This is a genomic window from Streptomyces sp. NPDC049040, assembly GCF_043197715.1.
GTDB lineage: Bacteria > Actinomycetota > Actinomycetes > Streptomycetales > Streptomycetaceae > Actinacidiphila.
In genome coordinates this window covers 87,926-103,452 of the sequence record NZ_JBICTO010000008.1, presented here as the reverse complement: position 1 = coordinate 103,452, position 15,527 = coordinate 87,926, and the positions used below count along the sequence as shown (strand labels likewise).

At 73.4% G+C, this 15,527-nt stretch carries 10 protein-coding genes; 6 read left to right on the top strand and 4 right to left on the bottom strand.

The features are described 5' to 3' along the window. The first annotated feature begins 6 nt into the window (after positions 1-6). Complete coding sequence (locus ACGFMP_RS21635; protein ID WP_393674405.1) at positions 7-1,173, top strand: winged helix DNA-binding domain-containing protein; 1,167 nt, start codon at positions 7-9, stop codon at positions 1,171-1,173. Positions 1,174-1,259: 86 nt separating this feature from the next. Here ACGFMP_RS21635 and ACGFMP_RS21630 read toward each other — a convergent pair whose 3' ends face one another. Further along, positions 1,260-3,074 (bottom strand): D-alanyl-D-alanine carboxypeptidase family protein, encoded by a 1,815-nt coding sequence (locus tag ACGFMP_RS21630; RefSeq protein WP_393674404.1) that lies wholly within the window; start codon positions 3,072-3,074, stop codon positions 1,260-1,262. A gap of 1,046 nt (positions 3,075-4,120) precedes the next feature. Between ACGFMP_RS21630 and ACGFMP_RS21625 the strand changes: the two genes are divergently transcribed. From ACGFMP_RS21625 to ACGFMP_RS21605, 5 genes are all read left to right on the top strand, one after another. After that, entirely contained in the window at positions 4,121-4,822 is a 702-nt protein-coding gene (locus ACGFMP_RS21625) for a GPP34 family phosphoprotein (RefSeq protein ID WP_393674402.1), read from the top strand. A 562-nt stretch (positions 4,823-5,384) separates the two neighbouring features. Next, positions 5,385-6,239 carry a helix-turn-helix domain-containing protein gene (locus ACGFMP_RS21620; protein ID WP_393674401.1) on the top strand — a complete coding sequence of 285 codons (855 nt, stop codon included), beginning with the start codon at positions 5,385-5,387 and terminating at the stop codon, positions 6,237-6,239. A gap of 242 nt (positions 6,240-6,481) precedes the next feature. Next, positions 6,482-6,691, top strand: coding sequence for a DUF397 domain-containing protein (locus ACGFMP_RS21615; RefSeq protein WP_393674400.1), 210 nt, complete (start codon positions 6,482-6,484; stop codon positions 6,689-6,691). Between the two features lie 250 nt (positions 6,692-6,941). Continuing rightward, positions 6,942-8,138 carry a PLP-dependent aminotransferase family protein gene (locus ACGFMP_RS21610; RefSeq protein WP_393674399.1) on the top strand — a complete coding sequence of 399 codons (1,197 nt, stop codon included), beginning with the start codon at positions 6,942-6,944 and terminating at the stop codon, positions 8,136-8,138. A 530-nt stretch (positions 8,139-8,668) separates the two neighbouring features. Further along, entirely contained in the window at positions 8,669-10,243 is a 1,575-nt protein-coding gene (locus ACGFMP_RS21605) for a sodium:solute symporter family protein (protein WP_393674397.1), read from the top strand. An 18-nt stretch (positions 10,244-10,261) separates the two neighbouring features. On the opposite strand, the gene ACGFMP_RS21600 is transcribed toward ACGFMP_RS21605, so the two are convergent. From ACGFMP_RS21600 to ACGFMP_RS21590, 3 genes are all read right to left on the bottom strand, one after another. Continuing rightward, positions 10,262-11,365, bottom strand: a complete 1,104-nt coding sequence (locus tag ACGFMP_RS21600; protein WP_393674396.1) for an ADP-ribosylglycohydrolase family protein — start codon at positions 11,363-11,365, stop codon at positions 10,262-10,264. A gap of 215 nt (positions 11,366-11,580) precedes the next feature. Beyond that, complete coding sequence (locus ACGFMP_RS21595) at positions 11,581-12,813, bottom strand: phosphodiester glycosidase family protein (RefSeq protein ID WP_393674395.1); 1,233 nt, start codon at positions 12,811-12,813, stop codon at positions 11,581-11,583. A gap of 165 nt (positions 12,814-12,978) precedes the next feature. Further along, positions 12,979-15,525, bottom strand: coding sequence for a tetratricopeptide repeat protein (locus tag ACGFMP_RS21590; protein ID WP_393674393.1), 2,547 nt, complete (start codon positions 15,523-15,525; stop codon positions 12,979-12,981). Between the last annotated feature and the right edge of the window lie 2 nt (positions 15,526-15,527).

Sequence of the window (15,527 nt, the reverse complement as noted above, 5' to 3'; positions counted from 1 at the left end):
GGCGGGATGACAACAGTGCGGCGGTTCTCCGTGGAGGCGCGGCGGGCGCGTCTGGTGGCACGGCTGGCGGCGAAGGCGGACGCGGTCGAGGACGTGGTGCGGCGGCTGGTCGCCGTCCACGCGACGGACCCGGCGACGGTGTATCTGGCCGTCGCCGCCCGGCTCGCGGACCCCGGCGGCGCGGTTCCCGCGGTGGAGCGGGCGCTCTACGCGCGGCCCGCGGGGCTCACCCGGATGCTGGCGATGCGGCGGACGATGTTCGTGGTCACCCGCGAATTCGCGCCCGAGGTGTACGCGGCCGCCGGGCGCAGGATCGCGGTGAAGGAGCGCAAGGGCCTGCTCGGCTACCTCGCGGACGGCGGCGGCTGGGACGCCGCGTGGCTGGCCGAGGTCGAGGCCGAGGTCACCGCGACGCTGGCCGCCCACCCGGAGAGCAGCGGTGCGCAGCTGTCCCGGCTCGTGCCGCGGCTGCGTGAGCAGGTCGTCGTCGCCCGCGGGAAGCCGTACGAGGCGACGCAGAACATCGCGAGCCGGATCATCCGCACGATGGCAGCCGAGGGGCTGATCGAGCGGCGCAGGCCTGCCGGGTCCTGGACCAGCGGCCAATTCCGCTGGGCGATCGCGGAGCCGCTGCCGGAGATGCCGGCGGAGCCCGCGCGGGCCGCGCTGGCGGGGGCGTGGCTGGGGGCATACGGGCCGGGCACCGAGGCCGACCTCAAATGGTGGGCGGGGTGGACGCTGGGCGAGACCAGGAAGGCGCTTGCGGCGGTCGGGGCCGAGCAGGTGCTCCTGGACGACGGCGCCACCGGTCACGTCCTTCCGGGCGACACCGGTGGGGAGGCCTCGAAGGAGCGGCCCGCGGTGCGGCTGCTGCCCGCGCTCGACCCGGTGGCGATGGGGTGGCAGGAGCGGGGCTGGTTCCTGCCGGAGGCGCGCGCCGGACTCTTCGACAGGACCGGGAACATCGGGCCCACCGTGTGGTGGGGCGGCGAGGTCGTCGGCGGCTGGGCGCAGCGGCCGGACGGCGCCGTGGTCTGGCGGCGGCTCGCCGACCGCGGGTCCGGTGTGGACGCCGCGGTCGACGAGACGGCCGCAGGACTCACCGTCCTGCTGGGCGATGTGCGGGTGACGCCCCGCTTCCGTACGCCCCTCGAACGCGAGCTCTGCGCGTAGGCGGCGGCCCTGTCCCGCGGCGCGGCTCTCCCCGGGGGAAGACCGGCACGCGGTGGGGGCTCCCCGGGGAGGGAGCCCCCCGGGGGTCAGAAGTGCGTCAGCTTCGAGGTGAAGGACGGGGACGACAGGTCGCTCTGCAGGACGGCCGGGACGGAGGCCCGGGCGGACCCCGTACCGATGGTGAGGGTCCCCACCACGGCACCGGCCTTGGCGCTGTGGGGCAGCCCGCCGGCCTGCGGGGTGAGGGTGATCGTGGAGCGGAGGCCGGGCCAGCCGGCCGAGGTGAGGTCGGCCGCCGCGACGACGGGGGTCGAACCGCCGAGGCCGTCGTGGATCTCGCCGATGACCTCGCCCTTCTTGACGACCGTCGCGGAGGTCAGGCCGCCCTGCACGGAGTCGATGAGCTGCTGGCTGCGGTCGAGCGCGGTCTGCAGGCTGTCGTTGACGGTGGTGCCGCCGTGCTGCTGGAGCACGACGCCGAGGATCAACTGCTGCTTGCCCGCCGCCTTCTTGTTCGCCGCCCACATCAGGGCGCCGCCCGCAGGTGTGCTCGAACCGGTCTTGATGCCGACGACGCCCGGCTTGACCAGGTCGTTGTTGTTGTTGAAGATCCGGCCGACGCCGGGCACGACGACGTTGGGGAGCGAGACGACCGAGCGGAAGACCTCGTTCTTCATCACCTCGCGGGCCAGCTTGAGCTGGTCGACCGCGGTGCTGACGGTGGTCTCCTCGAAGCCGCTGGCGCCGGTGTAGCGGGTCTGCGCCATGCCGAGGGACTTCGCGGCCGCGGTCATCTTGACGACGAAGGCCTCCTGCGTACCGGAGTCCCAGCGGGCCAGCAGCCGGGCGATGTTGTTGCCCGAGGGAACCAGCAGGAGTTGCAGCATCTGGCGCTCGGTGAACTTCTGGCCCGCCGTCACATGGGCGGTCGACTCGTCGGCGGACGCGGACTCGTCGGCGGCCTGCTGGTCGACGGCGATCAGCGGGCCGTTCTGCTTGCCGGTGAGCGGGTGGTCGCGCAGGACCACGTAGGCGGTCATCACCTTGGTGAGGCTCGCGATCGGCACCGGGTTCTGGGCGCCGTGCACCCCGAGCGAGCCCAGGCCCTCGACCTCGGCGACGGACTGCCCCTCGGCGGGCCACGGCATCGACTGCGGCAGCGGGGCGCCGGTGAAGGCGTACGACGACGCGCTGGTGAGCTGGAGGCTGGTGGCGGGCAGCGGGCGCACCACCTGGACGATGACGAAGACCACCGCGAGCAGGACGACGAGCGGGGTCCAGATCTTGAACCGACGCACCACGGTGCGCAGCACGGTCTGCTTGGGCGGCGGGGTGTTGGTGAGCTGGGCGAGCAGCTTGAGCGGGGTGGCCCCGGTGTTGCCGGAACCCGACGGCAGCAGCTGCGGCACGGGCATGGCCCGCGTCCCCTCGGGCCCGACCGCCTCGCCCTCGGGGGCGTCGGCGGACGGCGCGTCCGCGGCGGGGGGCGCCGCGGAGGCCGCGGAGGCCGCCCAGGCGGGCGCGGCGCCGGCTGCCGGGTGCCCGGTACGCCCGACGGGGCGTTCGGCCGGGAGATCCGACACCAGGGGCCTCAGCAGCGACTTGCGCACCGCGGCCCGGTGCACTCCGGTGTCCTCGGGGTCCGCGGACCCGGCGTCCGGTACGTCCGCGGGGGCGGACCTGCGTACGTCCGCAGGGGCGTCCGCAGGCGCGGACGCGGATGCGGATGCGGATGCGGACCCAGGCGCGTCCTCACGTGCGGACCCAGCCGCGTCCTCACGTGCGGACTCGGCCGCGTCCTCGGGTACGGGCTTCGCCGCCGTGGCAGCGCCGCCGGGCACAGGCTTCGCGGCGTCCGCGGGCGCCTCCGCGGGGGCGTCCTCATGTGCGGACTTCGCCACCTCAGCGGACGCGTTCCCTGGTGCGGATTCCCGTGCGTCCTCGGGTGCGGAGCCCGGTTCCGCTTGTGACGGACCGTTCGCTTCCGTTTCCGCGGCCGCGGACGCCTTCGACGCGGAGCCGCCCGCGGGGGGCGTGTCCTCCGGTGCCGCGTCCGGGGCGGAGTCGGGCGCGCCCTCCGACGCCGGGTCCGCCTCGCGAGCCGCTCCGGCTTCCGCGTCGGGCTCCGCTTCGGAAATCTCACCCTCCCGGCCGCCCGCCGTCCGGGCACCCGCTTCCGCCACCGGAGTGCGCTCCGGCGCGTCCTCGGGCGCGTCCGCGGAGGTGCCCTCCGGCGCGTCCTCCGGCGCGGCGCCATCCCCGGCTTCCGCTTCCCGAGTTGAAAGTTCACTCACCTCAACAGCACCAGTGGCACCGTCCACCTCGTCAGCCCCAGTCTTCGGATCACGATTTGGTTCCGTTTTCGCGGGCTCCGCGGCGGGTTCACGCGGGGTCGGCGGGGCGGACGGCGCAGCCGCGCCGGCGGTGGCGTCCACGATCACCACGTCACCCGTAGTATTCGGCCCGGTACTATCGGTGGACTCCGCAGCGGGGTGCGGACGGGCTTCGGAGCCCGGCAGATCAGCCGATTCCGGGGCGCCGGATGGGACACCTCCGACGGGCGCGCCCTCGTGCCGTACCGGCACGACGTCCGCCACAGCCGCCTCACGCACCTCAGAAGGCGCCCGGAACACCACCAGTCTCGGGTCCGCGGCCTTCGAATCGGCCACCTCCCCCGACGTCCCGTGCCGCTGCTCCCTGCCGGGGGACTCGCCCGCCACGCAGACCTCCTCCACACATCGTGCGGAGCGCCCGATGGCGCCCCTAGCCGTCCTGACCCACACCCGCAATAGTCCCGCGACCGACCCGCAGGCGATCCGCGACACCACCACCGCCCCCGTAGACGAGAACGACATACCAGCCGGTTCCCGCAGATATGGAGAAGGCGCTCTCGACAGGCCGGTGTGAGAGGCGTCACCCTGTCATTCATCCACGCGGGGAGGCATGGATGGGCAAGAGCCGCAGAACAATTCCGGAAGAGCTGTTGCTGCTCGCCTTGGACCCGACGACCGGGACCACGGCGCAGCCGCAATCACTCGACCTCGGCCTCGCCGGAGCACAGCTCGTCGAGCTGGCTCTGGCCGGACGGATAGCCCCTGACGGGGATCGTATCGCCGTGGTGCACCCACGGCCGACTGGAGATCCGACTCTGGACTCCGCCTTGGAGCTGCTGCGCCGTCGCGGCAGTCCGGTAAGGGCGGTCCACTGGATCGGCGGGCCCCGGCTGGGGCTGCGCCAGACGTATCTCGCACACCTGGAGCGCTGCGGCATGGTGCACGCCGTGCCGGGCCAGATGTGCGGGGTGCTGCCGACCACGAGGTATCAGGCGACCGACAGCGCGGTCAGCCGGGAGATCAGATCCCGGCTGGACAGTGCGATCCGCACCGGCGTACCGCCGGACCCGCGGACCGCGGCGCTCGCCGCGCTCGCCCACTCCGTGGGTCTCGGCAAGCACCTGTATCCGGGCAACGAGGGCCGGTCGTCCCGATCGCGCCTGCGGGACCTGATCAGGTACGACCCGATGGGCGGGCTCGTCGCCCACGCCGTGATGGACGTGCAGAACGGCGTGGCCGCACAGCCCAAGCGCCCACCGGCCCAGGCACAACGGGCGGTCGGGCACGGCACGATGGCCAGAGTCGGCGCCCGCTGACGGTCAGCGCGTCCGAGTACACCCCTGGTACGACCGGCACGCCGGAGCACCGAGCACCGAGCACCGAGCACACGGCAGTACGCGTCACAGAACAGCACGATGAGCCGCACTTCAGCTTTCCGCACTTCAGCTTTCCGCACTTCAGCTTTCCGCACTTCAGCACATCGGCTTTCCAGCACATCGGCTTTGCAGCACGTGGACCACCTCCGTTGCGTGCGGTGCCGGCGATACCGGCGGCAGTGCACGTACACGACCCGTAACGACACAGGACGGACGGCGGTGTCCGTCGGCAGGGACAGGACACCGCAAGGACCACGGTCCGTCCGCAGTGGGATCCCCTCCGGGAGCCGCTGTGCCGCGCGGGGTGGCGGGCACCGGACATCGTCCGGACCCGGCGCCCCGCGCGGCACTCTTTTCCGCCGCGCCGGAGCGCGCGGGAAAGGTCCGCGCGCCCCGGCGTGCGGACCGGGCAAGCTTGTTACGACCATTCGCCAGCGCGGTGATGACCGCTAGTGGCAGGCTGCTGACCATCAGTACGGATCAGCGTGGAGGTGCAGTTCCTGTGGTCGCCAACGTCAACCCCACCGTCAGGCGCCGCCGTCTGGGGTCGGAGCTGCGCAAGCTCCGTGAGGAGAAGGGGATGACGGCCGAGGAGGTCGCGGCCCGGCTCCTGGTCTCCCAGTCGAAGATCAGTCGTCTGGAGAACGGCCGCCGCAGCATCAGCCAGCGCGACGTCCGTGACCTGTGCGGGGTGTACGGCGTCGAGGACGTCCGTATCGTCGAATCGCTGATGCAGATGGCCAAGGAGTCCCGCCAGCAGGGCTGGTGGCACGCCTTCGGCGACATCCCCTACAGCGTCTACATCGGCCTGGAGACCGAGGCGGCGAGCCTGCGGGTCTTCGAACCCCAGGTGGTGCCGGGCCTGTTGCAGACCGCGGGCTACGCGGCCGCGATGATCGCGGGCAATCTGCCCGAGGCGACGCCCGACCAGGTCGAGAAGCGGGTCAGCGTGCGGATGCGCAGGCAGGAGCGGATCACCGACCCCGAAGGGCCGCTGCGGATGTGGGCGGTGGTGGACGAGGCGGCGCTGTGCCGCAAGGTCGGCGACGCGGGGATCATGCGCGAGCAGCTGTCACATCTGGTGGAGTTGAGCCATCTGCCGCATGTCACCGTGCAGGTGCTGCCCTTCGAGGCGGGCGCGCACCCGGGGCTGAGCGGGCAGTTCGCGGTCCTGGAGTTCACCGACGCGACCGATGCGACGGTGGTCTACCTGGAGGGTGTCAACAGCGACCTGTATCTGGAGAAGGACACCGATGTGCAGGCGTACAGCGTGATGTACGAGCACCTGCGGGCGCAGGCGCTGAGCGCTGAGGCCAGCCGGCAGTTCATCGGCGACGCGGCCCTGCGGTACACCTGAGCCGGGCCACCGGAGGGGCGGCAAGCTCGGACGCCTCGGGGTGAAGGTGGGCAAAATACTCTACTGCCTGCGCAACTGGCAAGAGTTGCAAGGAATATGCCACCTGGTCGGGTGAACAGGCCACCGGGTCGGTGATGTTGGCGGGTAGCGTCGAGCGCAGTCAGGCAGTGGTGTACGCCTCACCGCTCGATCGCATGGCGGAGTACACCCTGCCGCCGTCACCAGCACAGACCGGAGCAGAGATGGCAATCAAGCTGGGCAGCACCCCCGCGTGGCGGAAGTCCTCGCGGTCCACCGGAAACGGTGCCTGCGTCGAAGTGAAGTCACCGGCGGTCGCGGACGTCGTGGTCCGCGACTCGAAGGACCCGCAGGGTCCGGTGCTCACCTTTTCCCCCGAAGCGTGGTCGGCCTTCGTCACCGACGTGGACCACGGCACCTACGACCTGCGCTGACCGTCCTGCGCCGACCGCAGTAGAGCAGCACGGCTCTGCGGGGCCGCGGCTCCACCGCACCACGGCTCCACCCGCACGACAGTTCACCGCACGACAGCTCCACAGCACCACCGCGACAGCCCTCTCGACCGGTCGCCGTCCTGGCCGAGAGGGCCCGCTGCCGTCCGGGTGCCGGGACGGGTCCTGCCGACGGTGACCGGATGCCGAAAAGTATCTGGACAATACATCGAATCCGTCTAGGCTGCCGCTCATGACGACGATCGCCGGAGCCGCAGCACCGCCCCGACTGGCCGCCCGCGTGCGGGAGGTCGCCGCTTCGCCGGTACGGGAGATCCTGGCACTGACCGCGCGGCCCGAGGTGATCTCGTTCGCCGGCGGGCTGCCCGCCCCCGAGCTGTTCGACGCGGCGGGCATCAGGGCCGCGTACGACCGGGTGCTCGCGGAGCGGGCAGGCACGGTGCTCCAGTACTCCACGACCGAGGGCGATCCCGCGCTGCGGGCGGCGGTGGCCGGCCGGCTGACGGGGCGCGGACTGCCCACCGGCGCGGACGACTTGCTGGTGACCGGCGGCTCGCAGCAGGGGCTCGCGCTGCTGGCGACGGCACTGCTTGAGCCGGGCGACGTGGTGCTGGTGGAGAATCCGACGTACCTGGCGGCCCTGCAGTGCTTCGGCTTCACCGGCGCCCGGGTGGTGCCGGTGCCGACCGACGAGCACGGGATTCTTCCGGACGCCCTGGAGGACCTGGTGCTGCGCGAGCGGCCCAAACTGCTCTACGTGATACCCGACTTCCAGAACCCGACAGGCCGCACGCTGTCCGCGCGGCGCCGGGCCGCGGTGGCCGCGGTGGCCGGGCGGCACGGGCTGTGGATCGCCGAGGACGACCCGTACGGGGAGCTGCGCTTCGAGGGCGACCGCCTGCCGTGGATCGCCTCCCACGAGGCCGCCGCGGACCGCACGGTGCTGCTGGGCAGCTTCTCCAAGGTGATGGCGCCGGGGATGCGGCTGGGCTGGCTGCGGGCGCCCGCGGCACTGCTGCGGGCCTGCGTGATCGCCAAGCAGGCGGCCGATCTGCACACCTCGACGGTGGACCAGGCGGCTGCCGCCCGCTACCTCGCGGACAACGACCTGGACGCACACCTGGCCCGGGTGCGCACGGCCTACCGGGCCCGCCGCGACGCGCTGCTCGCGGGTCTGCCCGCGGCGCTGCCTGCGGGCAGCACCTGGAACCGTCCCGAGGGCGGGATGTTCGTCTGGGTGCGGCTGCCCGCGGGCCGTGACGCGACCGAGCTGCTGCGCGTCGCGATCTCGTACGACGTCGCCTACGTGCCGGGGGCGCCCTTCCATGCCGCCGCGCCCGACCCGGCGACGCTGCGGATGTCCTTCACGACGCACACCCCCGAGGAGATCGCCGAGGGGCTGCGCCGCCTGGCCCCGGCCCTCGCCTGACGACCTCCGGCCCACGCGGCCGGCCTCGACCGGCCCTCGCTGCCCCCTTTCGTGCCGTACGGGACCCGCTCCCGTACGGCGCTCTGTCGTGCCCGCGCACGGCCTGCGCCATGCCCGGGTCCGTGCCCGGGTCCGTGCCCGCGTCCGTGCCCGTGCCCGCGTCCGTGCCTCCGCACGTACCCGCGCAGGCTTTCGCGCGGGCTCCCGCGTCCATGTCCGCGCTGATGTCCAAACCGATGCCCAAGCCGATGCCCAAGCCGATGTCACGTCATGTCCACGCCCAGCGAAGTGCCCGATCATCGTGGGTTCGCGGTCCGGGTCATCACAATGCCAAGGGGAGTAAAGAGCAAGCAAAATCGTTCGGCTTGCTGACCTGGATTCAGACTCTTGAACGCAAGGGCTCTTGACCCGCACTCCTGAGCAGCGGTTCAATCCCGGATGTCCCCACTCCCGCACGGGGGCGACCCGCCCGGACGAGCGCCACAGCGAAGTGCGTTCCCGTTCACAAGGCGGACCCCCTGGAGGGGACAATGAACAGTCTCGACTGGACCGTGCTCATCGCCTACTTCGGCGTGATGGTCGCGATCGGCGTGTGGTCGCACAAACGTGTCGACACCGTCAGCGACTACTTCACCGCGGGCGGAAAGATGCCGTGGTGGCTGTCCGGCATCTCGCACCACATGTCGGGCTACAGCGCGGTGATGTTCACCGGATACGCGGGCATCTCCTACCAGTACGGCGTCACCTCGTACGTCACCTGGGCGCTGCCCATCGCCATCGGGGTCGCCATCGGCGCCAAGCTCTTCGCGCCGCGGCTGAACCGGGTGCGGTCCCGACTGCACGTCTCCTCGCCGCTGGAATACCTCAAGAACCGCTACAACCTGACGACGCAGCAGGCGCTCGCCTGGTCTGGCGTGCTGCTCAAGATCGTCGACGTCGGTGCCAAGTGGGCGGCCATCGCGACCCTGCTGTCGGTCTTCACCGGGGTGACCATCACCCAGGGCATCGTCATCACCGGTTCGATCACCGCGGTCTACTGCACCGTCGGCGGGCTGTGGGCCGACGCGCTCACCGAACTGGGCCAGTTCGTGATCCAGCTGGTGGCCGGCCTGGCGATGCTGGTCGCCGCGCTGCACAAGATCGGCGGCATCAGCGGCATCTGGAACGTCTGGGACGAGCCGGCCCTGCGCCACCACGGCCACCCCACCGCGGGCCCCTACACCACCGTCTTCCTGCTCGCCTACCTGTTCATCAAGACCTTCGAGTACAACGGCGGCATGTGGAACCAGGCGCAGCGGTACATGGCCACGGGCTCCGCCAAGGAGGCCTCCCGGGGCGCCATGCTCTCCTCCGCGCTGTGGTTCGTCTGGCCGGTCGTGCTGTTCTTCCCGATGTGGATCTCCCCGCTGCTGGTGCACGCCAAGAAGCCCGACGGGTCCGACTCCTACGCGCTGCTCACCGAACAGCTGCTGCCGCACGGGCTGCTGGGCCTGGTCGTGGTCGGCTTCTTCTCCCACACGATGGCCATGTGCTCCTCCGACGCCAACGCGATCTCGGCCGTCGTCACCCGTGACATCGCGCCCGCCTTCTCGAAGCAGGCCCGCGAGTGGACCGCCCGGGTCGGGCTGGTCGCCGCCCGGATCACCACGCTGGCCTTCCTCGGCCTGTCGATGGCCATCGCGACCCAGGTCAACTCGCCGACGTTCAAGGACATCATCACGATCGTGATCAAGTGGGTCGCCGGGCTCATGGGGCCGATCGCGATCCCCTTCATGCTGGGCCTGCTCCCCCGCTTCCGCCGCTCGGGACCCACCGCGGCCCTGACCAGCTGGGCGCTCGGCCTGCTCGCCTTCTACCTGCTCAACTACCCCATCAACGACGCGGTGTCGGGCGGCGTGAACCTCGAATACCAGATCTCGCTGCCGCTCGCGGTCTCGCTGGTCCTCTACATCGTCGTCGGCTGGATCAAGCCGGAGGACACGCCGGAGCGGGACGCGCTGCTCGCGGTGATCAACTCCGACGGGGGCGGCGCCGCGGCGGTCGCCCTTCCCGAGCCGGCAGAACCGGGCGACGAGGCCCTGCGGCCGACCGCCGCCAAGGAGTAGCCCCCCGCCCCGCCTGGCTCAGGCGGCCGGATAGCGGTCGAGCCAGGCGGGACTGGCGCCCGACGGGCCGTGCAGGGCGGGCGCCTGCGTCATCTCCATGGCGAAGTCGTCGGCGAGCTGGAGGATCGTGGCCCGGCCCTCCAGCTCGGCGATCCACGCCGGCGGCAGGGCCGTCTCCCCGTGCTGGACGCCCAGCAGGTTGCCGCAGATGGACCCGGTGGAGTCGCTGTCGCCCGAGTGGTTGACGGCGAGCAGCAGCCCGTGCCGCACATCCTCGGCGACCAGCGCGCAGTAGACCCCGATGGCCAGCGACTCCTCCGCGGTCCAGCCCTCGCCGAGCGCCTCGACACGCTGCGGCGACGGCATGCCCTGCCGTACGGCGCCGAGCGCGCTCTGCAGGGCGTCGGTGGTCTCCTGGTGGCCGGGGCGGGCGCCCAGCAGGGCGAGCGCGTGCTGCACCGAGCCGTCGAGCGCCTCGCCGCGGGCGAGTCCGTGGACGATGACGGCGAACGCCCCGGCGGCCAGCTGCCCGGTGGGGTGGCCGTGGGTCTGCGCCGCGCACTCCACCGCGAGCTGGAAGACCAGTTGCGGCTCCCACCCGACCAGCAGGCCGAAGGGGGCCGAGCGCATCACCGTGCCGCACCCCTTGGAGCCGGGGTTCTTCGGCTCCTCGACGGTGCCCATGCGGTCGTCGGACAGGCCGCTGAGGCAGGCGTTGCCCGGTGCCCTGCGGGCGTAGAGCCATTCCTCGCGGGCGAGCCAGCCGGCGTCCTTGCGGCGCTCGTCCGGTCCCCACTCGCTCTGGGTGGCCGCCCAGCGGCGGTAGGCGCGGTGGATGTCGGTGGGCGGGTGCCAGGCGCCGGTGTCCCGGCGCACCTGCGCGCGTATCAGGCCCTCGACGGTGAACAGCGTCATCTGCGTGTCGTCGGTGACGGCGCCGCGCCGCCCGTACGCGGTGACGTAGTCGGTGACCCCGTCCGGTCCGTGGTTGCCCTGGATCGCTTCGAGGGACTCGAACTCGATCCCCGCGCCGAGCGCGTCGCCGATCGCCCCGCCGAGCAGGCAGCCACGGACGCGGCTGCGGAAGTCCTGCTGCTGCGCGCGTCCCCAGACAGCGGTCAAAGCGGTCCCCTTCGATCTTCCCCCGATCCGAACCCGGTCTGCGCCTGCACGATAGCCGACAAGGCCAGGAGCGGAAGGGGTGCGAGGGGTAGATGAGGGTTGTCCCGGAAGGTGCGGCTCCGGGGAGATGGCGCGATATCTCCCCGGAGCGCGCTCCGGCGCGGAAGGTGCGCCCAGGCGGCGGGTGGGACGCCACCCGGACCGGCCGCGGGCCGTCAGCCCGCGGCGAAGATCCCGATCCCGTTGGCGACCGGCCGCTCGACACCGGCCGCCGGGTGGCTGCGCACGGTGACCGCGGCCGCTCCCGGGTCGCGGGCGACCATGGTGGTGGAGCCGCCGCCGTCCAGGTTGACGGCGTCGTCGCAACCCAGCTCCAGCATCACGGCGGCCAGTTCGGCGACGGTCAGGCCGGCGTTGGTCTCGGCGCTGCCGTCCAGGGCCAGCAGCCGCAGCGTGCGGCCGTGGTCGCCGAAGCCTGCCGCCGTCCTGGTCGCCGCGGTCTTGTCGTCGAGGCCCGCGAGGGGGGCGCCGGCCCGCAGTACGGGGAAACCGCCGACCGCGAAGGCGTACGGGACGCGGGTCGCCGATGGCGCCAAGTGCTCGTCGACCCGCACCCGGTCGCCAGGCCGCAGCGTGCGCAGGGTGTCCGCGCCCGCTTCCCGGCCGAGCAGCACGGTCGTGCCGCGGTCGACGGCGCCCGCACCGGGGGTGTCGGACACGCCGACCACGCGGCCTGCGCGTACGGCGACCTCATAGGTGTCGGTGCTGCAGCCGGCCGCCCGTGAGGTGTCGCTGCCGCACACCGCGCGCCCGCGCGAGACCGTGCCCCAGTCCGCGGTGTACGCGCCGATTCCGCCGACCGGCAGCGCGTACTGGTTGTAGCCGCCCAGCGGGTAGGTGGCGGTGGCCGTACGCACCCGGCCCTGCAGGGTCAGCGTGTCGAGCCGCGCCCTGCGGTCGACGCCGACGCCGAGCACGTCCCGCGTCGTCTCGCCCACCGGCATGGCGGGGCCGAACCGCTGGGCGTTCGGCACCGCGGCCTTCAGCGCCCGGCCCGAGCCGATCTCCGGGCCGACGGAGGCGCCGGTCGGGGTGACGCCGGGGTGCTGGGTCTCGTCGATGTCGAAGAAGTCCCCGTTCACCGCGGCGGTCGCGTGGCGGGCGTCCGCCATCTGCGACACCGCCGAACGGGCGCCGACCGCGCCGGGCGTCAGCAGGTCGGTGCGGACCCGCGGGTCGCGCAGGTCCACGGTCACGACGTGGCCCTGCACCACGCCGTGCGTGGTCTCCACGCTGATGTCCCTGAGGTCCACGCCGTGTGTCAGCCGCTCCTGCTGACCGTACGTCACCGCGCCCGCGGCGGCCTGCGCCCCGCCGGCCCCCGCGGTCACCGCCGCCACCGCGGCCACCACCGCTGCCGTGCACACCCCGACCCGACGTCGTCTCATGTCCCCTCCGCCTCTTGCGTGTCCATCCGGCCCGACTTCACCAATCCCCCATCCCCGCCTCCCCAACCACACGGTTGCCGAGCCGCTGTTGCTCTGTCCCCACTTGCGGCGGCTTGTCGCCCGGACGGTCGTCGTGGCTGGTCAGCCAGTGGTGGCGGACCGCGGTCAGCGCCGGGTGGGAAGCGGCGCGATCCCGGCGGCCGGGACAGCGACCGAGGCAGCGACCGGGACAGCGGCCGGGACAGCGGCCGGGACGGCGGCCGGGACGGCGGCCGGTTCCGCGGCCGGGACAGCGGCCGAGGCAGCGGCGCGGTCGGCCACGGCGAGGGCCTGCCGGTGGCGGCCGGCCAGTCGCAGCAGCCGGGCACAGTGGACGAGGGTCCCGGTGTCCGCCGCGCCCAGGTCGACGGCCCGGGTGAAGGAGTCGGCGGCCTCGGCGTACCGCCCGAGCGCTTCGAGGGCGAGCCCGCGTCCTGCGAAGACCCAGGCCGCGGCGTCCGGCCGGTCGGCGAGGGACCGGTCGAAGTCGGCCACCGCTTCCGCGTCGCGGCCGAGCCGCTGGTGGACGATGCCGCGCAGGGCGAGGTCGTCCGCGTCCGGCGGGGCCGCGGCCATGCACTCCTCGACGTCGGCGAGCGCCTCGGACGGGCGGTCGAGGCGGAGCAGCGCCATGGCCCGCAGGGCGAGCGCGGCGGTGTGGCCCGGGTCCGCGGCGACCACGGCGTCCAGGTCGGCCATGGCCTCGCCAGGACGGCCCGCCTGGAGCAGCGCACCGCCGCGGGTGGCGCGTACGGCGGGTGCCTGCGGGTCCGCGGGGTCGGCGGCGAGCGCGCGCGTGTAGTCGGCGACGGCTTCCTCCGGGCGGCCCAAGGTCCAGTGCATGGTGCCGCGTTCCGCGTAGAGCCGGAAGGTGCCGAGGCCCAGGTGCTCCGCCCGGTCGTAGTCGGCGAGCGCGGCCCGCGGGTCGCCTGCCTGGCGGTGGGTCCAGGCCCTGATGGCGTGGGCGACGGCCCGCCGCGGCCGGTCGAGCCGTCCACGCTCCAGGATGACCCCGAGCGCCGTGACGGCCAGCCGGGCCTCCCCCGCGAACGCGCCGGCAGCGGGCGGGGCGTCGGCGCGTTCGCCGGTGGCCCGGGCGTGGCCGTAGGCGTCGGCGTCGCCGTACACCGCGCCCAGCGCCCGCGCCCACTCGCCCGGTTCCGGCGCGCCGCCGTCCTCCGCCGCGTCGGCGAGCATGCGGATCCAGCGGCGTGCCGCGTCCGCGCCCGCGGTGCAGGCCCTGGCCAGGTGCAGCAGGGTGTCGGGGAGCGCGGCGCGGGGGTCGGCGCACAGCAGGTGGTAGCACTCGTGCAGCCGTTGCCCGCGCCAGGCCTCGTCGGCCCACAGCTCGCCCGCGCCTCTGCCGCGCCCGGCGCGCTCCGCCCAGCCGTGGAATGCGGCCGCGAGGCGTTCGTGCTGGTCGCGCCAGCGCTGCGGGGAGCGGGTGCGGCGCAGTCTGAGCATCTGGCCGCGGACGATGTCGTGGTAGCGGACGTGCCCGCTGCGGTCGTCCACGAACGGCAGCCCCCGCAGCCAGTCGTAGCGGTCGGCGGCGTCCGGGGCGTCGTCGGCGACCGCGACGCGGTAGATGTCCTCGTCGAGGTGCAGCGGGAGCGCCGCGGCGAGGGCGGCGGCACGGCCCGCGGGGTCGCGCTCCCAGGCCAGGAAGCGCTCCACGGCGGTGTCCGCGGGGTCGCCGACCGCGTCCGGGCCGCGGGGCCGGGTCACGGCCAGGGTGCCGACCAGCAGCGGAAGGCAGTCGGTGAGGCGCAGTACGACCTCGATCACGGCCTCGTCGGTGACGCCCCTGGCGGAGAGCAGCTGCCGCGCCTCGGCTTCGGTGAAGGGGCCGAGCGGCAGCGGGGTGACGAGGTCGAGGTGGTCGCCCCAGCCGGCCCGGTCCAGTGGGCGCTGCCCGGCGAGGGTGACGACCACGTTCGCGGGCAGCGCGCCGTGGCTGCCCTCGACGAACAGCTCGCGCAGCCAGCCGTCGAGCACCGGGCCGGTGCGCTCGTAGGTGTCGAAGAAGAGGACGAGCCAGCGGGCGCCGGCCGCGGCCGCGGCGAGGTCGGCGGTGAAGACGGGGCTCAGCACGGCGACCGGGTCGAGGACCAGCCGCACGTCCTGCTCGTCGCGGAAGCGGGCGCTGAGCACCGCCCGCAGGCGGTCGACGCCCTGCGCGACCTGCCCGGCGTCGACGGCGCCCGCGACCGCGCCGAGGCCCGGCAGCAGTCCGAGGCCCGCGAGTCCGGCCTGCGCGGCGACGGTGCTGCCCGCGGACGGCGGCGCGCCGCCCGCCGCGCCCAGTGCCTCGGCCTCGTGGCGGCGCTGCCGGTAGGCGGCGAAGAGCCGGTCGAAGGCCTTGAGCGGGCGGTCCTGTTCCGCCAGCCGGGCGGCGATCGCGGCCATGGCGGCGGGAACGGTGGTGGCCCGCTCGTCCACATGCCCGGTGAGCGCGCCGCGTTCCCTGGCGGCCCTGTCGAACTGGCCGAGCAGGGTGGACTTTCCCACGCCGCCCGGGCCGTGCACGTGGAAGAGGAAGTGGTGTGCCTCGTCGCCGGGGTCGGTGTCGAGGTTGGCCAGGAAGCGGGCCAATTCCTCGCGGCGGCCGACGAACCCGCCGCGGCGGCGGCGCCGCATCACCTCCTGCAGCGACAGCCGCTCACCGGCCACGC